This is a genomic window from Hirschia maritima DSM 19733 (assembly GCF_000378345.1).
GTDB lineage: Bacteria > Pseudomonadota > Alphaproteobacteria > Caulobacterales > Hyphomonadaceae > Hirschia > Hirschia maritima.
In genome coordinates, this window is sequence record NZ_KB899545.1 from 402,871 (window position 1) to 425,500 (window position 22,630).

Consider the following 22,630-nt stretch of genomic DNA (forward strand, 5'->3'; position numbering starts at 1 on the left):
TTAAGGGACCCGTCATAGATACGCCGGGAGTATTATTGTACCACGTTAATGGACAGAACCACATTATAAACGCGGCCAAAATTGAGAATCCACCAATTAAGGCGAGAAGTCGTTTCCACATAATTTCCTCTTATTAATAGTGACTATTTATAAGAGACGATTGACCAAGCGTGTTTGTGACAAAATGGGAAAACTATTTTTGTATTCTATTGAATGTGAGAGTTGGAATAAGCCCTACAATGACAATGAGAAGCGCAGCAGTTGATGCTTCGTTCAACCTTTCATCACTGGCTAATCGATAGACACGTGTTGCAAGAGTTTCAAAATTGAAAGGACGAAGAATTAGAGTCGCAGGAAGCTCTTTGATAACATCTATAAATACTAAGCAGGCACTCGCCGCGATACTGGGCTTGAGAAGTGGAAAATGTATCCGTTTGAATACTTGAAATGATGAGGCACCAAGAGAACGAGCTGCCGCATCCATAGATGGAGTAATTTTCTCACTACCAGCCAATATTCCATTGTAGGAAACAGTCAGAAATCTGACAGTAAGCGCATATACGAGAACTGATATTGAGCCTGTCAGTAATAGTCCATGTGAGGTGCCGAAGAGATTGCGTGAAGTGCCCGTAAGGAATTGATCTAACGGTCCTATTGGCATTAGTAACCCAACAGCTAGAACTGTCCCCGGGAGCGCGTATCCAATTGTTGAAATGCGGATACCCGTTTGTGTTGCAAGTTTGATTGTAGAATTGGGAGAAGGGGAGCGATTTGCGTATACAAGGAAGAGTGAAATTCCAATTGCAAACAGAGTTACGAAAAGTGCGACAGAAATGCTGTTCCAAGTGTATCCAATGAGAGCAGTAAGAGATTGTTGATCACCATAAGAGATCGCATTTAGTGCCAGTAGTCCAACTGGAAGGGCAAACCCCAACATGATCGGCAAAGAGCAGACAATGATTGCACAACCCGAATGAAATTTATTGAGTTTAAACAAAGGGGAATCGTTAGAAGACTGATCTTGATTAGAAAGTTTTCCTCGACGACTGATTTTTTCTAAAACAATTAGAATAAATGCAAAAAGCAACATCACTCCCGCGATCTTAAGGGCGGTTACTTTATCGCCCATTGCCAACCATGTTCTAAACACTCCCGTGCTCAGCGTTGGAATTGCGAAATAATCTGCCACACCAAAATCTGCTAGCGTTTCCATGAGGACGAGTGACAAGCCGGCAAAGATTGCTAATCGTGCGCTGGGAAGTGCGACTTTGAAAAACGCCGCCCATGGGCCGCGTCCTAGGCTTCTAGCAGCCTGAAATTGATTACGGGCAAGAACTGAAAAACTGGTTCTAGTGACAACATATATGTATGGATACAGAACCAGTCCCAAAAGTATTGCGGCACCTGGAATACTTCGAACTTCAGGAAAATGAAAAGAAGCTATATCTGCTGACAATAATGACCTTAAGCCTGTTTGAACTGGTCCGGTTGTATCTAAAAAATCTGTGTAAATATAAGCTATGATATATGCTGGTGACGCCAGCGGTAAAATAAGAAGCCAAGAAAACAGCTTTCGTCCCGGGAAGTCCATGCTGGCCACTATCCAAGCGCACGATACCCCAATGGCAGTTGCTATTAAACTTACTAAAAGCATCAACACAATTGTGTTTTGAAGATATGGGGGAAGAATAGTTTGCCAAAGATGAGCCTCATCACTCATTTGCCCCGTCATGAAGACCCAAAGAACGGACAGAATTGGAAGTGCTAAAACGCCTGTAATTAAAAATAAGCCAGCTAATAGGCTTAGATTTAGGTTCATCTTGGCAAATAGTTGAGTGATATGGCTTTTCATATTTGCCTGATATCATATTAATACCCATTCTCAAGTACGGAAAGGGTCGCATGGTGAGCCTGCAGATCAGAAATTTATCTCATGCATATGACGGCAACGCAGCTCTGTCCGGTATAAATTTATCGGTTGAGCAGGGAGAGATCGTTTGTCTTTTAGGGGCATCTGGTTGCGGAAAGACAACATTGCTCAAGTTGATTGCTGGCTTGATGGCTGTCCAAGATGGCGAAATTTTAGTTGAAGGAACTTTGTTAGCCGCTGATGGAACTAATCCTCCGCCTGAAAAACGACCTATCGGTTTAGTGTTTCAGGAAGGTGCGTTGTTTCCTCACATGACAGTTGCCCAAAATGTGGGGTTTGGAATTTCCAATTCCGAGGAATCAGAAAGTATTTTGACTGATTTGTTTGAGCACATCGGCTTGAACGGTTTTCAGCATAGGTATCCGCACACACTTTCCGGCGGACAGCAGCAAAGAGTAGCTCTTGCACGTGCAATTGCGCCTTCTCCGAAAGTATTGCTATTGGACGAACCATTTGCGGCGGTTGATATTGTGTTGCGGCGACGCCTTAGAGAACAAACGAGGCGCCTTCTGATAGAGCGGAATGTAACCGCGATTTTAGTAACGCACGACCCTGATGAAGCAATGGAAATGGCAGACAGAATTGCCGTAATAGAAAATGGCAAGATTGTTCAATTTGGCAGCCCTGATGAATTATACAACAATCCAGCATCATTGAATGTTGGAAAACTGCTGGGGGAAGGGCAAGCAGTAAACTCCATAATTCACGATGATAAGATAATAACATCGTTTGGTGATTGGCCCATTTCTGTTTTGAAGAGTACAGATTTATCAGGAAAAACAACACTTTTGTGCAATCCAGGAAATTTCGACATTTCTAAAGGCGGGGATTGTGAAGTGATAGATATAAGGTTGAAAGCCGGTGTCCGTCGAGTTCTGGTGCGGGGTAAAGAGTTAGACACTTTATGGATTGACCTTAAAGATGATTATGTTCCTACTACCTCTGAAAAAGTAACAATTTCACCTGCTGCTGAAAGCGCCATAGCCTTCGAATAGGGGTTGCAATTAATTCTCAATTGCTTTTGTGGGATGTGACCACTATATAACTGTATGTCGATATAAACTGATCGTAGGAAAAATGATGAAGAAGAGATTTTTAGGCGTTGCTGTAGGCGCTATTGCCGGATTTTCAATTTTAGCCGCTTGTGGCGAGAAAACAGATGTAACTGTTAAAGATGCTGGTGAAGTTAACGTATATTCTTCTCGTCACTATGATACAGATCTCGCTCTTTATGACGATTTCACAGAAAAAACTGGAATTAAAATCAATCGTTTAGAGTCTGGGGCTGACGCGCTTATCGAACGAATTCAAAACGAGGGTGAATATAGTCCAGCTGATGTTTTAGTTACTGTCGATGCAGGTCGACTGTGGAGGGCAGAAGAGGCAGGAATTCTTTCCTCTGTTGATTCAGAAGTTTTGAGAGAAAGACTTCCTGAGTATCTGAGACATGAAGATGGTCTTTGGTTTGGGCTCTCCAAGCGTGCTCGTATTATTATTTATAATAAAGCGGCTGGAAAACCGGATGTATTGAATAATTACGCGGATTTGGCTGCCCCTGAACTTAAAGGCAAAGTGTGTGTGCGTTCTTCGTCCAATATCTACAATATTTCACTCATGGCTTCTTTGGTTGCCACGGAAGGTGCAGAAAAGGCTGAAACTTGGGCCAAAGGTGTGGTGGATAATTTCGCACGTAAGCCGCAAGGCAATGATACAGCGCAAATTAAGGCAGTTGCTGTGGGTGAGTGTGAGGTCTCAATCGTAAATACATATTATCTTGCGCGTTACCTTGCTTCGCCTGAGGCTGCAGACAACGAATTATTCAATTCAATTGGAATTATATTTCCTGACCAAGGTGGGAATGGTACTCACGTGAACATTAGCGGAGCTGGCGTGCTTAAACATGCGCCAAATCGCGAAAATGCAATCAAGTTTATTGAGTATCTGACAGAAGAAAGTGCACAACAGTATTTTGCAAATGGAAATAATGAGTATCCAGCTGTAGAAACTGTCGAAGCGTCTTCTGCGGTAGAGGCTATGGGTGACTTTGAAGAAAGTCAGTTGAATGTTGCTGAGCTTGGAATCAATCAAACAGAAGCAGTCAAAGTTTTTGATAGAGCTGGTTGGCAATAACTAGGTTTTTGGTGGGCTAGACATTTATGGTTTGGCCCACATTCGAACTAGATTTGCATTAATTTTATCAAGCGTCAGCATTTCTATGGAATTCGCTTTGAGGTGGCGACGAAGATTTACTTTTAAATTCGTAATATCAAATAATAGTTCACGTTCTGCTGGGTCTTGAACGAGGCTTTCAACCCAACCAACACTAACGATGCGTTCACCACTGGCAACGGGAGTTACCTCATGGAGTGCTGAAGTTGGGTAAACAACGCATTCACCTATTTGAGGTCGGAAGGATTGAACTATCCCTGCTGTGTGGATTGTGAGTTCACCGCCTTCATATTCTGTTGGTGAATTGAGGGCGATCGTAAAAGATAAATCAGTCCGCATAGGACGCCCATCTTTTTGCATTATCGCGTTATCGTTGTGCAATCCGTAGTGTCCGCCATCAGAGGTTTGGCTCACGAGAAGATTGGAAAACCTTTTGGGTTGAGCAAATGCTGTGAAAACAGCGTTCTTGTTTATAGAAGAAAAAACAGCGTCCTTTATATCTTGGCCACCATTTGAATTTAAGTTGGCTTGCAAATTCTGTTTAACCTGCTTCGCCGTTCCACCTGCTGTTTTTTTTCCATCCTGCCATGTGAGGTTTTTCAAACATTTTTGAATCATTTCTAATGATTCTGGAGGAAGAAGGTTTTCTATTGTGATAATCATGAAGTACTATTGAGAATTAGTTGCAAAATGTATGTTCGCTTTATAAGCTGAAGCAAATAATTTGCAAATAGGTGATCTATGAAAACAAAGTTTGTAAAATGGGCAGGGCTTGGGCTCGGTACTGCTGTTTTGGGTGTTGGGCTGGCTGCATGTAGTCCCGGTGGTGAAGGGGAAGGTGAAGGTCACTCATCAGGTGAGGCTGGCGTTATCGCTTCGGGTGAATTGGGCGAAGGTGAAGCCGCAAATGGAGAAGCAGGTGAAGGAGGGGAGCATGCTCACTCTGTTGATACCTTACCGCTTCCAAATCGATTAGCGTTTATGAGTGGGCATGTAGAAGCAGGGCTGGCATTGTACCGTGCTGGCGAACTTCAAATGGCTGCACCTCATTTATTGCACCCTGTTTCTGAAACACACCAAGCTGAAAGAGCAGGATTAGAGCAGCTTGGTTTTAAGGCAAGTTTGTTCGAGGAAGTTTCAACGGCATTGGAAGATGGAAGACAAGCCGCGGAAATAGGGGCTCAGCTTTTAGCTGCGGAAAAGAACTTAGCTGAGGTGACCTCTAAAGCTGGAGGTGAGCCGGCTGAGATTATTAGTTATCTTATGAGTGTTATAGTGGAAGAATACACAATCGCTATTACTGATGGTGTCGTTTCAGATGCTGGTGAATATCAAGATGCGTATGGATTTGCGATAGTTGCTAAAAAACACGCTGAGAAACTAAAATATGGTAATTCATCTTTAATGGAGGAGATTAATGCGTTGATTGCTTTGTGGCCCGAAGCGCCCATTCCACCGGAGCAGCCTTCATCAATAGCGCAAGTTATTGCTCAAACCTCTAAAGTTGAGCTGGCTTTATCTCAGTAAGCTGATCCATCAGATATTCTGTTATAAAAAAAAGGCACAAACCATTATCGGGTTTGTGCCTTTTTTTTATAACTCATGAAATAAGTTCTTAGGCGGTAGGTGTCTGTGGTGGTGTCGGCGAAGGTGCAGCAGGACGCGTTGAATCGTTTAAGGGGTCCTGAGAGTGCCTTACTTGCCCTTCAAAAATTGCGTTAGGCTCAATTGAAAGTGAGGCGTGAGTGATATCACCTTCAACTTTTGCACCTGTACACAATTGTACCTTCTTACCGCGTACCTGACCTTTTACAGATCCACGAACGATGACTGTTTCTGCGACGACTTCACCCGTCACAGCACCGGTGTTACCTATTGTAAGAGAAGAGGCGCGAATGTCGCCTTCGATATTTCCATCAATCTGAACTTCACCTTGAGATACAACAGAGCCTTTCATTTTAACGTCAGCACTGACGATTGAAGGCGCAGCACGGTTAGGTGACGCTGGAGCACGTTTGGATTGTTCAGCTACCGGTGCAGCTGGAGCAGCAGGCTTAGAACCGGCTGGAGTGTTGTTTTCTGGTGATTTACCCTTGGTGAACATGTTTTCCGGCCCTTAGAAATTTAATAGGATCATACGTTTTTCCACGAAAGTGTACTTCATAGTGAAGGTGGACTCCAGTAGAACGACCAGTTGTACCCATACCACCAAGTTTTTGACCAAGTATGACAGAATCACCTTTTTTTACATTAATGCTGGCAAGGTGTCCGTAACGAGTCATGAATCCAAAGCCATGATCGACTTCAACGACTCGTCCATATCCAACTTTTCTACCTGCATAAATAACCTTACCAGGTGCGGTGGAGGTAACTGGTGCGTTTCTAAAGGCACCCATATCTAATCCAGCATGCCAAGCTAGACGACCAGAGAATGGGTCTCTTCTTTTTCCATACCCTGAGGTTTCTCTATATTTCACACCGACCGGTGCACCTAGAGGCATTGCAAGTATTAAATCTTCGAAGAACTGAGCTTCAGCAAGGCGTGCTTTAACTTCCCTAACTCTAAGTGAAAAATCTTGTCCGTCATTATTTAGATCGACGGAGGAAAAATTCGTAGGTTCCACCTCTAAAAGTGGTCCACCTGCAAAAGTATTGGATTGATCAACCACGCGCCCAACAGCAACTCCAGTTAATCTAAGAACACCACGCATTCTTTCAGCACGTTCAACGGCGCGATCTTCTGCATCATCCAAAAATGAAGCTTGCTCGGCTCTCAGGCTATCAATTTGAGCACGGAATCCCGCAACTTCAACGCTTGCAGTAACGCCTTCCGATGGTCGTGAAGTTCTGGCGTCAGCTTCTTCAATTGTTGAATTTAAAAGAACTTTTCCACCAGTGCCATTGAGTGCATATTTCTCGACTTCAGCTTCATTATCTTTGAGTGCACCAAGAAGTGTTTTTAAGGTAGCATGACGACGTTCAAATTCAGTCGTTGCATTAGTAAAAGCGATAGTTTTTTCTTCAAGAAGAGAAAGAGCTGCTGCTTCTCTTGCTTGTGATGCTTGCAACCAGCGTTCAATTTTTGCGATTTTTCTGTCATCAGCGTTTGACTGAAAGCTATTTGTTGGGCCTTGGAGAAGGGTGCTAATGGAAGCAAAAATACACCATCCAGCTACCAGTGTTGCTCCACCTGCGAAGAGGGCTTGTTGAATCGGTGATACCGAAACATACCGAACCGAACCGCCACTACGGTGATAAATTTGACGTTCAGGGAATACCCGATCAAAAAGTGCTCTTGCACGAGCTTTAACTTCGTCCGCCATCAAAATTCGCCTAATTTGTAATCGTACTCTGCACGCATTTGCATCCATCGAAAAACGTGTTTTTTAGGACACAGTTTATCAATAGCTTACAAATTGCTTCGCGCGAAGCCCAATAATGAAAATATCGATGATAAAAATACCATCAGACTGTTAACTGGGTTTTAAATGTTCCAATTCACGTACAATAAAGCGTATCATTTCAAGAAAGTGAGATTGGAAACTACGCTAATGATTTGGCTTCGCTCAAAACGTCTTCCACGTGTCCTTTAACTCGGACTTTTCTCCACACTTTAGAAATAATCCCTTTTTTATCAATAAGAAAAGTGGACCTTTCTATACCCATATATGTCTTTCCGTAGTTCTTTTTTTCCTTCCAAACACCGAATGCTTCGCACATTTCTCCGCTTTCATCACTTCCAAGTTCCGTGCCAAGTGAATGTTTGTTGATGAAGTTTTCGTGTTTTTTAAGGCTGTCCTTTGAAATACCAAGAATTTGAGTATTTGAATCTTGAAAATCATCAAAATTTTGAGTGAAATCTATAGCTTCAGTTGTGCAGCCTGGCGTATTATCTTTAGGGTAGAAGAAAATGACGAGATTAGAACCTTGGAAGTCTTCTAGCGTCACATTGCGGCCTTTGCTCGTCGTTATATTGAAGGACGGGCTCTTCGAACCTGCTGATAATTCTTCGCTCATGGGTAGATCCCTGTATAATGGTATTTTAATGAGTCTATTTGAAAGCACAGTAAGCAAGTGTTTGGTCGAGAGTATAGTGTAGTGTCAAAAGAATCGGCGTTTTAAAATGAAGTTTTCAAAAAGAATGCTCGTTCTTGAAATACTGGCACTGATTGTTTTGCTGATTCTAGGTGCTGCCGGTTTCCTTGCATGGCGATTGACCAAAGGCCCTCTTGATATGAATGTGCTACGTCCGCAGGTGGAAGCTGCACTTACGGAGGCTAGAGGTGGGCAGCCAGTTGAGATCGATTCATTGCTCTTGGCATGGTCACCTGACAAACGGCGTATAGAAGCCACTATTGGCGGTATCACCACTTTCAACAGTGAGAACCAAGTCCATGCCGAAGCTGAAAAGGGAGCTGTTTGGTTTGATACAGTTGCTTTGATGCAAGGACGTATCAACGTCGTTAAAGTTAGATTAGAAAATGGCTCATCTGCTCTTCACAGAGATTCTAATGGTGTATGGAGCCTAGTTTCACCCGAAGAAAATTTTCTGAATGATAGAAAAAAACTTCCTGAAGAAACCGAAAAAACATCTCCAAATGCATTTGATTGGCGCAGTTGGATACCTCAATTTCGTGGTCATGTGGAACAACAATCATTTCAAACAATTGAATTTTCAAATTTTGACTTTCGTATTACCGACAGCATTACAGGTTTAGATTGGAAAACAATTGGTGCCGAGGGGAACTGGCAAGCAGATACTGAAGGTTTATTGCTTGATGTTTCTGGTGATTTGTTGGGAGATGATGCGCCCCAGGCGCTTCAGTTGAGGTTGTTTTCAGACAATGACATTGAAAATTTTTCAGTAGAATTGGGCGTGGTAGGAGCTGACCCTGAAAGGCTTGCTGCACTCGCAGCCAGTGATGATTTTCCCGTTCGTTACGATGGGGTGGTTGATCTAAATATTGGAGCTACCGCTAGTGAAAGAGATGGCATATTAACAGCTCAATTTTCAGCTGCTGGAGAAGGCGGAAGTGTGCGTCTTGAAGGCAAAGATCAACCATATATGATCGAATCCTTTAGTTTTGAAACTCTGGCAGATTTTAAAACTCGAGATGTAACTTTAACTCAGTTAAATTTGAAATCTGATAATTTGGCTGGAGAATTTGAAGGGCAAGTCAATCTAGCTCAATTGTTCAACGGTAGTGAAACTCCGGAATATCCCTTTTCTTTAAAGGCCAATGATGCTTGGCTGAAAATTCAACCGATGTTTGATCGTCCATGGGATATTCTTGAAGCAGATATTACCGGTACAATCGACACGGAAAACATGTCGATTTTATTTGAAAAAGTAAGCGGTGGTGTTGAAAACTTTAGAGGGACTGGAACTGGGCGCGTGTATCTTGAGCCCAAATTGCCACTCGTTGAAGGTCAGGAAGAAAAGAGCCTGGGAAAACGCATAGGTGTGGAAGTGAAGGCGGTTGGAGAGGGCCGTGTCACACCTGATCAAGTTTTTGGTTTTTGGCCATTGAAACTTGGCGCTGATGCTAGAAATTGGGCGAAAGATAACATTCTTGATGGTCGTGGAACTAATATCAATTTCTTTATGGATTTTCCACCAGGAACCAATTCAAAACAAATTGTTCCTGATAAAGCTCTGACATTGGATTTTCGCGTTGAAGGTGCAAAAGTAAAATTTTTATCTGATTTACCACCCATATCCGATGCTGCTGGAGTTGGTCGATTACGCGGAAATAGTATGACCATAAAACTTGAAAGTGGTCGTTTCGGTCAGTGGGAATTAGATGAGGGAAGCGCTGACCTTCCGGCCTTTCATCCGGCGGGCGCAATTTCAGTTTATACTGCATCTGGTCGCGGCGAACTAAAAGATTTGATGGATGTATTGGAAGGCTCCCGCTTGAAAGTTTGTTCCGAATACGAACTTGAGTGTTCGGAGATGAAAGGAAGTGGGGGCTTAGACGTCGAAATCAAACGTCCAATGGGAGCTAACACAACTGCAGAAGACATCCTTTTTGATGTAAAAGGAGGTTTTTTAGAAACTGAAGTTCCTGAGTTAGCTTTTGGTTTTGGTTTGGTGAATTCAGATGTCACAGTAGATCTAGATAATGAGGCGCTTGAACTGCAAGGAGCGGGCCGTTTCGGATCTGCTCCTGCCGAATTTACCTGGATTCAAGATTTGGATGAACGCGGCAACACAAGTTTGAAAGCCAATGCGGTTGTGACGCCAGACCTTTTCAATTCTCTGGGATTGGCAGCGCGCTCGTTTATGCAAGGTGAAGCTGATTTAGAATTGGAAGCTTCCGGCCAGAAAAACGATTTTGACAGTATCGAAATGCATTTTGACTTAACGGGTGCAGCTCTCAATTTATCTGAAATCGGTTGGTTAAAACCGCTTTATGTACCCGGCACTGGGGAGTTCAGATTTGGGAAGGGGGCAACCGGGGAATCCGTACTGACTGGGGATATCAAGGCTAAAGGTGTTGAACTTGCAGGTGAGCTAACGTTTTCAGAAGAAACAGGTTTGCAACGCGCGCTGATTGAACGAATTTATTCAGAAAACAGATTAGATCTGAGAGGGGATGTTCATAGGTCCGCAAATGGAGATGTTCAACTGAATGTCTCAGGGCCTTATCTTGATGCAAGCCCTTGGATCGATGGGGTTTCGGAAATTGGAAAAGGTGGGCAAGGGCCTGGCGTGAATGTCTTAGCCACTATTTCAGTCGACAAACTTAAATTACGTCAAGATACTCAGTTATTAAACTCTAAGCTTGTTTTAGACATGAGCCCAGAAAGCTTAGATCGTGGGTTAGTGTCTGGAACCATAGCGCGGGGGAAAGGTATCGAAGCAACCTTTGAACGTGACGGAGAAGACATCCTTTTTCAGCTAATGTCGGATGATGCTGGTTATGTAATCAAAACCCTGTTCAAAACTGAATACCTGCTTGGTGGTACGCTAAGTATGAGCGGTGTTTTGGGCAAGGAATTTGGCACCGCCGAAATGAATATGAAGGATGTGAGGTTGAAGGGGGCACCCATCCTGGCACAGGTATTTGCATTGGCCAGTTTGAGAGGGCTGACAGATGTTCTTAATGGTGACGGTGTCTTGTTTACAGAAATAGAAGCACCATTGCGATTTAAGAATGGAAGAATTGATTTCCCGGGGATTAAAGCATCCGGACCCGCTATGGGATTAACTTCTCGTGGTTGGCTTCACATGGATACCGGGGATATCAGTCTGGATGGCGTTGTTGTTCCGTCTTTTGGTGTGAATTCAGCGTTGGGTGGAATTCCGATTATTGGTGACCTGTTTGTTTCTCGCCAAGGCGAAGGTGTATTTGCAGTAACTTATTCTGTGCGCGGCGCGCTGGAGCGAGCAACAGTTTCCATCAATCCGTTGTCAGCTGTGACACCGGGGTTCCTCAGACGGTTGATGGAAAACCCGAGCCAATCTCCAGAGCGAACCGATACACCAACCGATTAATCTTTATTCTGTGTAGGCTGGATTCCTACAAAAATCGGTATCAGGGGTGGCGATTCTGGACATTCTCTGTCAGACAGCGCGTAAAAGTACGTAAGTAGAAACGTACGTATAAAGTGTTTTGTCCTTCCCGCGTGGAGTTAGCTAGTGAATCAAGATTTTGTCTATCGTCTTAAATCAGAATGGTTTGGGAATATTAGAGGCGACCTACTTTCTGGATTGGTCGTTGCGCTAGCGTTGATTCCTGAAGCGATTGCTTTTTCATTAATAGCGGGAGTTGATCCCAAAATTGGGTTGTATGCTTCCTTCTCAATTGCTGTTTTGACTGCAATATTCGGTGGTCGTCCCGGGATGATTTCTGCGGCAACAGCGGCAACTGCTGTTTTGATGATCGACTTGGTCAAAGAATTTGGTTTGGACTATTTGCTCGCAGCTACAATTTTAGCAGGAATTCTGCAGGTAATAGCTGGTTATCTGCGTTTGGGGTATTTGATGCGCTTTGTTTCAAAGTCTGTGATGACTGGCTTTGTGAATGCGCTGGCAATATTGATTTTTTTAGCGCAAATGCCTGAATTACTGCCTTGTGATCTATTTGGGTTGGATTTGTCCAATGATGATCACGGAGGATGTTTTACTGGTGGAAGTCTTGCTCTTACTTACCTAATGGTAGCTGCTGGTCTGGGCATTATCTATTTGTTTCCTCTGATCTCAAAAGCAATTCCGTCACCATTGGTTTGTATTGTCGTTCTTACTGGATTGGCATTGTGGTTGGGCCTTGATGTAAGGACCGTTGGCGATCTAGGTGAATTACCATCTAGTCTTCCGAATTTCTTGATTCCAAACGTGCCATTAAGTCTGGAAACTCTTCAGATAATCTTGCCATATTCTGCTGCTGTAGCTGCAGTTGGCTTATTAGAGTCACTCATGACGCAAAATATTGTTGATGAGCTAACCGACACAACGAGTGACCGTAAACAAGAGTGTATAGGCCAAGGGATAGCTAACTTCTTTACCGGATTTATCGGTGGAATGGCTGGTTGTGCGATGATTGGTCAATCAATGATCAACGTGAAATCCGGTGGTCGCGGTCGTCTTTCTACATTTGTCGCTGGTGTATTTCTGATCATTCTTTGTGTGTCGCTAGGAGATATGGTTAGTAAAATTCCGATGCCAGCTCTCGTTGCCATTATGATTATGGTTTCTGTAGGGACTTTCTCTTGGTCATCACTCCAAGCGCTTAAAACTCACCCTAAGAGTTCCAGCGTGGTAATGCTAGCGACGGTGATAGCGGTGATTTCAACTCATAATTTGGCGATTGGGGTTTTGGTCGGCGTGCTGCTGTCTGGAGTGTTTTTCGCTTGGAAAATTGCTCAAATATTCAGAGTATCGTCTCAACTCAGTGAGGACGGAAAAGAACGCACTTACACTGTTGAGGGGCAATTATTCTTTGCTTCTGTCGAAGATTTTAATGCGTCATTTGACTTCAAAGAAGCGCTTGAAAAAGTCGTTATTGATGTGAGCCGTGCCCACATTTGGGATATTTCAAGTGTAGCTGCAGTTGATGCAGTTGTTTTAAAGTTCCGTCGTGAAGGGGCAGAGGTTCAACTAAAAGGGTTGAATAAAGCGTCTGAAACCATTGTCGATGACTTGGCTATTCACGATAAACCCGGTGCCATGGATGGTCTTTTGGGGCATTAAAGGTTTACATTGAAACTGTACTACACAGCAGGGGAGCAGACATGAAACTCGTCGCATTGATTGATGGTTCGTTATATTCGCAAAGTGTTTGTGATTATGCTGCCTGGGTTAGCAAACGTACTACCGGTGAATTAGATTTGTTGCACGTTTTGGACGAACGTAACCGTTCAAAGATGGACCTATCCGGAAATATTGGGCTTGGTGCGCGAACATCATTGATGGATGAATTAGCTGAGCTCGATGCACAACACGCAAAACTAGCACAGAAAAAAGGTCGCGCGATTCTGGATGATGCTAAAGCCCGGGTTGTAGATGCAGGCGTGGAGCAAATCGAGTGTAAATTAAGGCATGGTGACCTAGTCGAAACAGTCAATGTTTTTGAAAAAGATGCAGATTTGCTTCTGATCGGAAAAAGGGGCGAGGGTGCAGATTTTGCGAAAATGCACCTTGGCTCAAATTTAGAACGAGTGATTCGTGCATCTGACAAGTCAGTATTAGTTGTCTCTCGTCAATTCAAAGAACCAAAATCTGTATTGTTGGCTTATGATGGCGGGTCATCTTCTGAAAAGATGATCGAAAGTGTCTGTACTAATCCTATATATAAAGATCTCAACATACATATCGTGACAGTTGCAGCGGATGCTGTGGTAAATTCAGAAACATTGAAGTTGCTAGAAAACAAAATTCGGGATGCAGGGTTAGAAGTGAGTAGTGAGGTACTTACGGGGCAGCCAGCGAGCGCCATAACTCAATTTGTCGAAGAAAATGATTACGACCTTTTAGCTATGGGCGCGTACGGGCATTCGCGAATCCGAAATTTGATTATCGGGTCCACTACAACGGAGATGATCCGTAAGTGCCTTATTCCAATTATTCTCTATAGATAGAAATTGCTTGATCAATTCTGTTGGGGATGATCACAATCAACAAAATGTTCAGGGTGATAGAAGAGTTATGATTCATGTTTGATTGGGGATGGGATAATGCGCGCGCACTAATCGGAATATTTGTCATATTTTTGATTGCTTGGGGCATATCAGAAAAGAGAGATAGATTTCCGGTCAAGACTGTAATTGGTGCGGTTGGCTTGCAGTTTATCTTTGCATTGTTACTTTTCGGTGTTCCAAAACTATTTGGAAAAAGCAGCTTGTTTGGCGACAGTGGTGAACCAAATATTGTTATCCAAATGCTTGAAGATGCAACTCGTGCTGGAACATCTTTTGTATATGGATATTTGGGGAATAATGAGGCTTTTCCTGTTGAAGATGCAGGCTTTGTTGCGCCAATATTCGTTTTCCAAATCCTTCCACTTTTGATCGTTGTAGCGTCTTTATCAGCAATGCTATGGCATTGGGGCATCCTTCGAGCAATAACGCGCGGATTTGCTTATATATTCGCAAAAACAATGGGGCTAGGTGGAGCAACAAGCTTAGCAGTTTCCGCAAATATCTTCATGGGAATGACTGAAGCTCCAGTATTAGTGAAACCCTATCTAAAAGGTATGAGTCGGTCTGAGATATTTATTTTGATGACAACAGGGTTTGCAACAATTGCTGGTTCTGTTCTTGTTATCTATGTCAGTTTTCTTGAAGGTGTCATCGCAAATCCGCTCTCTCAACTTTTAACCGCATCATTCATGGCAGCTCCAGCTGCTGTCGCGTTGGCGCTAGTTATAGTACCTGAAATGACGGAATTTTCTAAGCGTGCTCATGAGCCGGATTTCAAATATGAATCTACCATGGATGCCTTCTCACGCGGTGCAACGGATGGCTTGGCCATCGTTATGAACATAACGACAATGCTAATAGCTGCGCTAGCAATCTTGCATCTGGGAAATAGCATTCTTGGGCATTTACCTCTTCAGCCTAACGGAGAAGAGTTATCCATCCAAAGAATATTAGGGTGGATATTTTCACCCTTGATGTGGCTTATTGGTGTTCCATGGGAAGAAGCTCAAAAAGCTGGTTCTTTGATGGGAGTAAAGACTGTCCTCACAGAATTTATAGCTTTTTCTGATCTTGGTAATGTGCCTACTGAGGAACTCAGCGAGAGATCTCGTATCATTACTGCTCATGCCATATGTGGGTTTGCGAATTTCGGTTCAATTGGAATCCTTATAGGGGGATTGTCCATTGTGGAGCCTGCCAGAAGAGATGTTTTCTTGAGCCTTGCGTGGAAAACTTTATTGGCCGGAACATTAGCAACATGTCTATCGGGTGCTGTTGTTGGATTTTTACCAGAGGCACTATTTGTCACTTGATCGGCGACCGCCTGCCTACTAAGGTGCTGAATATAATATAGAAAAACGAATAGCAGTTGGATAGCTTGATTTGCCTTGTTGGAATCAGGCCCTATCTGCTATTTTAGACGTGTAGAATAACAAATCGAACATTTAAGTTGGATGACATTACATATGACTAAACGCCATTATTGCTTATCTGTTGCAGCTCTAAGCCTTGGAGCTTGTGCGACTGTAGATCAACAAAATGCTCAATTATATGTAACCGATTTAAATACGACTGAGACATTGGAAACACGTTCCGCCGACCTTTATTGTCAGGCTACCCCCTCTAGTCAGTTGATGGGACGTGGTGCGGCTGGTGGGATCGCACCCATCCATGGTCTAACAGCTGGCTCATATGTCATTAGTTCGATGATGATGGGAATGGGGCCTCTAATTGCTTTAGAAGATCGTGAAGCACTCGAAAAACAAGTTCAAAATGTTCTTGATGATGAAACAGATGGTCGAGTATTGAACTGGCAGGCACCTTCAACAGGGCAAAAAGTTATTATGCGGCCAGGTAAAACCAAGTCTTCGTTTAGATTGGTTTCGGTCCCTCGTGCAGATGAAGTTGGTAAAACACCAGATAGCTTCCGCGTTGAGCAAGGTGATTATGTGACAACAAAATCAGCAGCACTACGCCCATCGCCTACTTCTTCAAGTAATGTGCGAATTGATACCATTCCCGCTGGGATGAGGCTCCAGCTGATGGGGCGCGTTCGGGGTATGCATTCTGATGATTGGTATATGGTCGGAGCGGATGGACGTTCATATGGATATATGGAACCAGCTGATTTGCGTCCTGCCTTGGCAAATGATCCAAAGAGCATGTACCACCGCGTAACTGGTCCCACCATGCGAGATCCAATTCCTGCGACAGTTACGTGTCGTGAGCTGACTTATGAAACAGATATGGGCACTGAGACTATGCACGCTTGTCGGAGCCCAGAAGGTAAATGGATTGCAGACCCTCCAGCTGGAGACTCAGCTTCGAACAATGCTTGTCAGCCCGTTAGCCGTCCTTACCTCTTGAGATAAAGGCACGTGTTTATAGGTCTGATGACCAACGAGCATAGACTGCGGTAGGCAGATCGAATCCTCGACCTTCCTCAGGTAGCGACATTTCTCCCCATTCGAGGCCTCCACCCATGCCATTGAGTTGGGAAGCCAGAGCTTGTCCCACCGAAATGTATGATAATCTCACCGCATATATTGTTAAAATAACAAACAAAGCGTCTGGCGATAAGACAGAACGAACAAGAGATAATAGCTCGTCTAAGCCTTCATCTAATTGCCAGATTTCTTTTTTAGGACCTCGACCATATTTAGGTGGGTCCAGAATAATCCCATCGTAAAATCTGCCGCGCCGTTCTTCTCGGCGGAGAAATTTAACAGCATCATCGCATATCCACCGAATTGGTTTGTCGCCGAGACCTGATAATTCCTGGTTCTCTCGTCCATAACCAATAGATTTGGGTGAAGCATCAAGGTGAACGACTTCCGCACCTGCTTTTGCGCATGCAAGAGACATGACGCCCGTATATCCAAAGAGGTTTAATACGCGAGTAGGGCGATTAGCGTTTCGAATTTTCTCCATAGCCCAGTTCCAATGAACTGAATGCTCTGGGAAAAGTCCCATGTGCCGAAAAGCAGCACAGCGTGTTTGGATGTTTAGACCTTTCCAAGAAACCGGCCATTCTTCGGGGGGCTTACCAGCAATAAATGACCAAGCGCCTTTTTCATCTTGATCTCCACCTTTGAAAATGCCGTCCGCTTGCCAATCTTGAACTGGAGTTTGAGGTGACCAGAGAGCCTGAGAGTCAGGTCGGTCAAAAGTATATTTTCCAAACTGTTCTAGCTTACGGCCGTGGCCGGAATCTAAGAGTTTATAATCCTTCCAGTCCGACGCGCTAAGAAATTTGAACTGCCCTTGTGGTACGGATTTAGAGATTGGCTCCGTCATATCCGGCTCCTTTCCAAACTTCGTATGTCATGATTGCTGTGGCTTGCGCCAAGTTTAAACTATCTGCTGCTCCGGCCATCGGGATTTTGACTAGGACATCGCATGCATTTTCTGCTTGTTCTGGAATGCCAGACTGTTCATTGCCCATAAGAATAACAGACTTTGAAGCGTAATTTGCTTCATCATGACGTAGTGTACCGTTTACTGAGGCTGCGATCATATTGATTTCATTACTTAGTCGCCACGCATTGAAAGTTTCAAAATCTGTCGAAACTAACGTCGTGCTGAATAGTGCGCCCATTGTCGCGCGGACGCTCTCTACTGAAAAAGGGTCGCAACACTGATTTACTAGAATTACTCCATCAACACCCGCAGCATCGGCTGTCCGCATGATTGTACCGAGATTTCCTGGGTCTCTAACTTCATACAAAGCGATAAATCGAGCCTTATCCTCTACATCTATAGTGTTGAGTTCTTGTGAGCGTTGTTCGAATGCCGCGATTACCGTCTGAGCATTATCTTTTCTAGAGACTGCAGACAGAATTCTAGGACTCGTCGTTAGTATGCGAGCACCCTTAAGAGCGCATTTGTCGAGAAGTTCTTTGATTTCGCTGCGTTCTGTAGTGTCTTGTCCAACTAAAATATATTTAGGCGTCCATCCAAACTTTAAGGCGTCGACAACTAGGCGGGCACCTTCAGCCAAAAACAGCCCAGTTTCGTTGCGGACTTTTTTCCTATCCAAGCCTTTCATCATTTTAATGGTAGGGTTGGAAGTACTTGTTATATGCTCGTAAGGCGCGTGCGCCATAAGTTTGACTCTCCTCGGGGATGAAAAACCTTCTAAAATTCGGTTAGTTAGAAGATAACATCTAGTCTGGTTATGCGATTTTGTATTTTGTTCAACACAAATTTGCGTTTGGCACCATGTTTTTGTTGTCTTCGTAGTAGAGAAAGGAGGGGGTGTTCATGATTATTCGTAATTGGTGCAAGTTTCTCCTATGGGTCGGAATAGGATTACTCGCATTTTCCTTATTCGGTTCGATGTTATTCGGTGACAAAGCTCCGCATAGATTAGAAGCCAGAATCTTAAGAGCAGCTCAGACCCAATTGTCTGACAATAATATTTCTTGGGCGAAAATTGAAGCGCGTGGCCAAAAGCTGATCGTCACAGGGCTAGCACCTTCGGAAGCTGAGAGAACTAATGCTCTGAACATCGCTCGAAAGAGTATAGGAAAAGGCGGGCTTTTCTTTGGTGGAGTCACTCGTACAATTGATTCTACTGAGCTAGGAGAGCGGATAAGCCCTTATGTATGGCAGGCGGAAGTTATTGACGATACCTTGACGCTGACGGGGCACGCGCCGTCTAGTGAGGCCATTGAAGAAATACTAAGTGCCAGTCAAAATAAAGGCTGGTCCAATATTGATAATCAATTGAAGCTTGGTGTTGGCGTTGTTGATGTTAGCGCTTGGACAGACATGGCGGAATTGGGACTTGAACAATTAGCGGGGTTGGAACCAGGTAAAGTTGTTTTGTCTGATTTTCATATGACCGTATCAGGAGAAGCAACTGGAAATGACAAAGTCGATTCTATAGCGACAGTTCTTGCTAATTTATCTTCGCCTTACAGTGCGGTTTCTACGGTCACTGGCCCTTATAATTGGTCCGCGGAAAAGCGCGGTGATCAGATAATTTTGTCCGGTTTGGTTCCAGACGGAGAATCCAAACGGGCGATGACTAGGGTCATTTCAGACAATTTTGATGGTGAAGTAGTAGATGAAACTGGCATTGGCGGTGAAAGAGGATGGGTGCGCACTGCAATTAAAGCTTTGCCCCAATTTTCTCGCTTTCAAAGTGGAAAACTTTCCTATTCAAATAAGAATCTCTATGTCGAAGGTGTAGCTCCAGACAGTGTTTATAGCTTTTTAGCTGATGATCTCAAATATGTAGGCAACCAGTTTGGCGTTCAGTATAATGTTGATGTGTTAGAACCTGAATTAACAGAATTAGGTGATTTACCGCTGAGAGAAAACGGCAACAATCTTTCTGGTGTTTGTCAGGATGCGTTTGCCTTGATTATGGACGCAAATAAAATTTATTTCGAAACGGCTCGTGCAGACATTTCCAGACAAAGCGGAAGCACATTGGATAAATTGATAGCAGTTGCGCGCCGATGTAATGATGTAAGTATCAGGATTGAAGGCCATACAGATAATGTTGGCAGCAGAACGATGAATATAGGACTGAGCAATCGAAGAGCTCAGACAGTGGCACAGTATTTGATTGATAGAGGGTATCCCGAAGGTAAATTGTCTTACCAAGGATATGGCCCTGATCAACCAGATGCCAGTAACGAAACTCCAGAAGGACGGGCAGTTAACCGCCGTATTGAGTTTATAGTGACAAGTGAGGAAACACGCTAATGTTTTGGCTAGTTTCACAAATGTTGGGTTGGCTTATTCTAACCACTATTGCAGGTGGCTTGATTGGATGGTCATTGCATTGTCGTAAATGTGCACATGAGACTGAAGGTTTAAGAAAAAGCCTCGAGAAAGCTTATGCGAACAAGCATATCGAACCGGAAGAGTTGAGAGTATCAGGAGGAATCGGTCACTCGCAAAGTACCACTAAACCCTACGTTTCGATAGTTGATGAGAAACATAGTGATCTTCTAAAGCAGTTGTCTGCCGAAAGAGAAGAGGTTGCAGGTTTAAAGGCAAAACTGTCTTTAGCGGGTGCGACTGGCCAACAAGATATTAGTTATAATTATGCAGGTTTAACGGCTTTCTCTGGTAGTCGGGATATTTCAGAAAAAGACGGAGAAATTCGTTGGAGAAATAGATATCTGGAAAGCCGAGTACGCTTTTTAGAGAGTAAAGTGTCAGATTTAGAAGTGGCTCCTGCAACAACTTCAACGGAAAATGAAAAGAACAATGAATCTGACACATCAGCAGTGCTTCCTTCCGCATTGGATCTAATTCATGATGCTGAAGACTTACCTGAAGATTTATTAGCTGAAGACGTCGTTCGAAGTGTTGCAAGTGAAGAAGGTTTGAATGCTGATAGACTCCATGCTCAGATTCCTAGCGAATCTTCGAATGTAGTGAATGAAGCACAGTCTGCTCTGACTTCGGGCTCCCCAAAGGCTGTTGAACAGTCGTTCGTGTCTGAAACAGCAAAGAATAGTTCTCAACCAATTTTAGCTGATGACGATATATCCGCTGTGGATGTTCAATCGATCATTTGGCGCAATCGATATCTGGAAGGGCGTGTTCAGTATCTAGAAGAAGACAGGAAATCCGATGGTTCAAATGAACTTGGTGCATTGGATGTTGAATCTTCAATTGAGAAAAATTCTGAAGTATTCTCTAGTGAGCTAAATTCCGCTGGTTTAAGTTCAATTCAAAGCTCGGATTCATCGTATCAAGAAGATAAAGAACAATTAGACCGTTTACGTTGGCGTACGCGATACCTTGAAGGGCGCATTCGTTTCTTGGAAGAAGAAGCGATTACAAAAGACCTAGAGTTAGAAAAATTAAAAGTTATCCCAAAATCTTTCGAGAACTCTAATGGATTGGACTCCAGAGGCTCGTCTTCGGAAAGGGCTAATTGGCGGAATACATATTTAAGTGAAAAGCTACGTTATCAATCTAATAACGTTTCAGCTGCTGGAAAAGACTCCGACGAACTGGTAAACACCATGCTGGTTGATCCTGCGAACACCAAATTAAATGGTGAGCGTATCAATTGGAGGGAGGCTTATCTAGCTGAACGTATACGATACGGCCAAGAAAAATTAGAGATTGAGAAATCGAAGACCCCTTATGCTCGTGAATTGGTGACGGATATTGGGATGGATCGCCTTCGCTGGCGTTCGCACTATCTTCAAGAGAAAATCAACGAATTGGAACGCGACACAGCTCTTGTGTCATCAAAAATGATTTCTGATGTGGATGAAGGAATTGAGAAAACAGTTACTCCTGTTCCACCCGTAATTAAAGAGAAGGTACGTGTTCAAGCTTTTTCTTCTGAGAAAGAAACTGAATTAGTTCGTCTTCGTTGGAGAGAAAGCTATTTGAGGACGCTTCAAAAACTACGTGAACAAAATGAAGAAGACCTTTCTCAAGAAACTTCCGACGAATCCGGGAATGAACAACTTCAGGCCAATAGCAACTCATTTGACCAAGCTTATTCAGAAGAATTAGAGGCAGATATTCAGCGACTGGAATGGCGTAATCGTTTTCTGAATGGTCGCGTAAAGTATCTTGAAGAAAACTTATCGTCGTCTCAAACAGAAATTAAATCTCTGCAGGAAAATAAAGCCGCCAGTATTGGGGAACAAGCGCAGTATGGCGATGAGAGTGATACAACTAAACTTAAATGGCGAAACAGCTATTTGCTGGGTAGAATTGGGTATCTTGAAGAAGGGCGCAGCGACGAAGAACAATCGTTTGTGACTACCGAGAGTGAAGAGAGACCAGGAGACGCGCTGGATAATTTAGAAGAATTATCGGAACTGCGCGAAACCAGAATGAACGAGAAAACTGAAGAGACAGAGAATAGCGCATATTCTTCTCGTTCATCTAATTCAAAGTCATCATCATTATCTTCTTCGTCTCGTTCTGGTTCGGGGTACAGTTATGAAAACGGCGAAAGAACTTCAAAACGAAAACGTCGTTCGAGGAAGAACACTCGTCGGTCAACGGAACAATCAGTAGAGCGCACTTCAGAAAGCAAAGTAGTGACGGCAGAGAGCTTTCAAGAGAGTTTTAGAAAGTCTGAGTACTTTGTTGAGGGAGAGGCATCGACTGGGCGTCCAGCTTACCTTACTCAGCCATTGCTAGGGGAGCATGATGATCTAAGAGAGATTGCAGGAGTAGGGCCAAAAATTGAGCGCATCTTGCATGATCTAGGAATCTATCATTTCTATCAAATTGCTGCTTGGACCCGTCGGGAGGTTGAATGGGTAGATAATTATCTAACATTCAAAGGCCGTATCGATCGTGAGAACTGGATTGAACAGAGTAAGAAACTTGCGCGTGGTGAAGAAACCGATGGTCAACGTAAATATCGAGCTGGCAAACACGTTTAAG

General features: G+C 43.6%; 17 protein-coding genes. 10 read left to right on the plus strand and 7 right to left on the minus strand.

Annotation, left to right across the window (positions count from 1 at the left end):
• Positions 1-193: 193 nt before the first annotated feature.
• Positions 194-1,852, minus strand: a complete 1,659-nt coding sequence (locus F551_RS0107340; RefSeq protein WP_018996850.1) for an ABC transporter permease — start codon at positions 1,850-1,852, stop codon at positions 194-196.
• A 50-nt stretch (positions 1,853-1,902) separates the two neighbouring features.
• Between F551_RS0107340 and F551_RS16455 the strand changes: the two genes are divergently transcribed.
• Both F551_RS16455 and F551_RS0107350 read left to right on the plus strand, forming a co-directional pair.
• Positions 1,903-2,925 carry an ABC transporter ATP-binding protein gene (locus tag F551_RS16455; RefSeq protein ID WP_018996851.1) on the plus strand — a complete coding sequence of 341 codons (1,023 nt, stop codon included), beginning with the start codon at positions 1,903-1,905 and terminating at the stop codon, positions 2,923-2,925.
• 85 nt (positions 2,926-3,010) lie between these two features.
• The gene (locus F551_RS0107350; protein WP_018996852.1) at positions 3,011-4,060 is read left to right on the plus strand and encodes a Fe(3+) ABC transporter substrate-binding protein; all 1,050 of its coding nucleotides are present in this window, start codon (positions 3,011-3,013) and stop codon (positions 4,058-4,060) included.
• A gap of 24 nt (positions 4,061-4,084) precedes the next feature.
• Here F551_RS0107350 and F551_RS0107355 read toward each other — a convergent pair whose 3' ends face one another.
• The gene (locus F551_RS0107355; RefSeq protein ID WP_018996853.1) at positions 4,085-4,762 is read right to left on the minus strand and encodes a Fe2+-dependent dioxygenase; all 678 of its coding nucleotides are present in this window, start codon (positions 4,760-4,762) and stop codon (positions 4,085-4,087) included.
• Positions 4,763-4,840: 78 nt separating this feature from the next.
• On the opposite strand from F551_RS0107355, the gene F551_RS0107360 reads away from it, so the two are divergent.
• On the plus strand, positions 4,841-5,626 hold the full coding sequence (locus F551_RS0107360; protein ID WP_018996854.1) for a hypothetical protein: 786 nt from the start codon (positions 4,841-4,843) through the stop codon (positions 5,624-5,626).
• Between the two features lie 88 nt (positions 5,627-5,714).
• Here the strand turns inward: F551_RS0107360 and F551_RS0107365 are convergent, their stop codons facing one another.
• From F551_RS0107365 to bcp, 3 genes are all read right to left on the minus strand, one after another.
• On the minus strand, positions 5,715-6,203 hold the full coding sequence (locus F551_RS0107365) for a bactofilin family protein (RefSeq protein WP_018996855.1): 489 nt from the start codon (positions 6,201-6,203) through the stop codon (positions 5,715-5,717).
• The gene (locus tag F551_RS0107370; RefSeq protein WP_018996856.1) at positions 6,187-7,422 is read right to left on the minus strand and encodes a M23 family metallopeptidase; all 1,236 of its coding nucleotides are present in this window, start codon (positions 7,420-7,422) and stop codon (positions 6,187-6,189) included. Before F551_RS0107370 ends, F551_RS0107365 begins: the two co-directional genes overlap by 17 nt.
• 220 nt (positions 7,423-7,642) lie before the next feature.
• Positions 7,643-8,116, minus strand: a complete 474-nt coding sequence (gene bcp, locus F551_RS0107375) for a thioredoxin-dependent thiol peroxidase (protein ID WP_018996857.1) — start codon at positions 8,114-8,116, stop codon at positions 7,643-7,645.
• Between the two features lie 106 nt (positions 8,117-8,222).
• Here bcp and F551_RS0107380 point away from each other — a divergent pair, with 106 nt between their 5' ends.
• From F551_RS0107380 to F551_RS0107400, 5 genes are all read left to right on the plus strand, one after another.
• Complete coding sequence (locus F551_RS0107380; RefSeq protein ID WP_155825833.1) at positions 8,223-11,600, plus strand: YhdP family protein; 3,378 nt, start codon at positions 8,223-8,225, stop codon at positions 11,598-11,600.
• A 144-nt stretch (positions 11,601-11,744) separates the two neighbouring features.
• Positions 11,745-13,295 (plus strand): SulP family inorganic anion transporter, encoded by a 1,551-nt coding sequence (locus tag F551_RS0107385; RefSeq protein WP_018996859.1) that lies wholly within the window; start codon positions 11,745-11,747, stop codon positions 13,293-13,295.
• 41 nt (positions 13,296-13,336) lie between these two features.
• A complete protein-coding gene (locus F551_RS0107390; protein ID WP_018996860.1) occupies positions 13,337-14,182 on the plus strand; it encodes a universal stress protein in 846 nt (281 codons plus the stop codon).
• Positions 14,183-14,256: 74 nt separating this feature from the next.
• A complete protein-coding gene (locus F551_RS0107395; RefSeq protein WP_018996861.1) occupies positions 14,257-15,555 on the plus strand; it encodes a NupC/NupG family nucleoside CNT transporter in 1,299 nt (432 codons plus the stop codon).
• A gap of 153 nt (positions 15,556-15,708) precedes the next feature.
• Positions 15,709-16,614, plus strand: coding sequence for a hypothetical protein (locus F551_RS0107400; protein ID WP_018996862.1), 906 nt, complete (start codon positions 15,709-15,711; stop codon positions 16,612-16,614).
• A 10-nt stretch (positions 16,615-16,624) separates the two neighbouring features.
• On the opposite strand, the gene F551_RS0107405 is transcribed toward F551_RS0107400, so the two are convergent.
• Positions 16,625-17,539, minus strand: coding sequence for a class I SAM-dependent methyltransferase (locus tag F551_RS0107405; RefSeq protein WP_018996863.1), 915 nt, complete (start codon positions 17,537-17,539; stop codon positions 16,625-16,627).
• Positions 17,520-18,347, minus strand: coding sequence for a TrmH family RNA methyltransferase (locus F551_RS0107410; RefSeq protein WP_018996864.1), 828 nt, complete (start codon positions 18,345-18,347; stop codon positions 17,520-17,522). Before F551_RS0107410 ends, F551_RS0107405 begins: the two co-directional genes overlap by 20 nt.
• Positions 18,348-18,505: 158 nt before the next feature.
• Between F551_RS0107410 and F551_RS0107415 the strand changes: the two genes are divergently transcribed.
• Complete coding sequence (locus F551_RS0107415; RefSeq protein WP_018996865.1) at positions 18,506-19,960, plus strand: OmpA family protein; 1,455 nt, start codon at positions 18,506-18,508, stop codon at positions 19,958-19,960.
• Positions 19,960-22,629, plus strand: coding sequence for a hypothetical protein (locus F551_RS17130; RefSeq protein ID WP_018996866.1), 2,670 nt, complete (start codon positions 19,960-19,962; stop codon positions 22,627-22,629). Before F551_RS0107415 ends, F551_RS17130 begins: the two co-directional genes overlap by 1 nt.
• The last annotated feature ends 1 nt before the right edge of the window (position 22,630 follow it).

Excerpts from the sequence above, each read along its gene's own strand:
- F551_RS0107360 (WP_018996854.1), top strand. The coding sequence starts at position 4,841 with ATGAAAACAAAGTTTGTAAAATGGGCAGGGCTTGGGCTCGGTACTGCT.
- F551_RS0107350 (WP_018996852.1), top strand. The coding sequence starts at position 3,011 with ATGAAGAAGAGATTTTTAGGCGTTGCTGTAGGCGCTATTGCCGGATTT.
- F551_RS0107400 (WP_018996862.1), top strand. The coding sequence starts at position 15,709 with ATGACTAAACGCCATTATTGCTTATCTGTTGCAGCTCTAAGCCTTGGA.
- F551_RS16455 (WP_018996851.1), top strand. The coding sequence starts at position 1,903 with ATGGTGAGCCTGCAGATCAGAAATTTATCTCATGCATATGACGGCAAC.
- F551_RS17130 (WP_018996866.1), top strand. The coding sequence starts at position 19,960 with ATGTTTTGGCTAGTTTCACAAATGTTGGGTTGGCTTATTCTAACCACT.
- F551_RS0107365 (WP_018996855.1), bottom strand. The coding sequence starts at position 6,203 with ATGTTCACCAAGGGTAAATCACCAGAAAACAACACTCCAGCCGGTTCT.
- F551_RS0107415 (WP_018996865.1), top strand. The coding sequence starts at position 18,506 with ATGATTATTCGTAATTGGTGCAAGTTTCTCCTATGGGTCGGAATAGGA.
- F551_RS0107370 (WP_018996856.1), bottom strand. The coding sequence starts at position 7,422 with ATGGCGGACGAAGTTAAAGCTCGTGCAAGAGCACTTTTTGATCGGGTA.
- bcp (WP_018996857.1), bottom strand. The coding sequence starts at position 8,116 with ATGAGCGAAGAATTATCAGCAGGTTCGAAGAGCCCGTCCTTCAATATA.
- F551_RS0107410 (WP_018996864.1), bottom strand. The coding sequence starts at position 18,347 with ATGGCGCACGCGCCTTACGAGCATATAACAAGTACTTCCAACCCTACC.
- F551_RS0107395 (WP_018996861.1), top strand. The coding sequence starts at position 14,257 with ATGTTTGATTGGGGATGGGATAATGCGCGCGCACTAATCGGAATATTT.
- F551_RS0107390 (WP_018996860.1), top strand. The coding sequence starts at position 13,337 with ATGAAACTCGTCGCATTGATTGATGGTTCGTTATATTCGCAAAGTGTT.
- F551_RS0107340 (WP_018996850.1), bottom strand. The coding sequence starts at position 1,852 with ATGAAAAGCCATATCACTCAACTATTTGCCAAGATGAACCTAAATCTA.
- F551_RS0107355 (WP_018996853.1), bottom strand. The coding sequence starts at position 4,762 with ATGATTATCACAATAGAAAACCTTCTTCCTCCAGAATCATTAGAAATG.
- F551_RS0107380 (WP_155825833.1), top strand. The coding sequence starts at position 8,223 with ATGAAGTTTTCAAAAAGAATGCTCGTTCTTGAAATACTGGCACTGATT.
- F551_RS0107405 (WP_018996863.1), bottom strand. The coding sequence starts at position 17,539 with ATGACGGAGCCAATCTCTAAATCCGTACCACAAGGGCAGTTCAAATTT.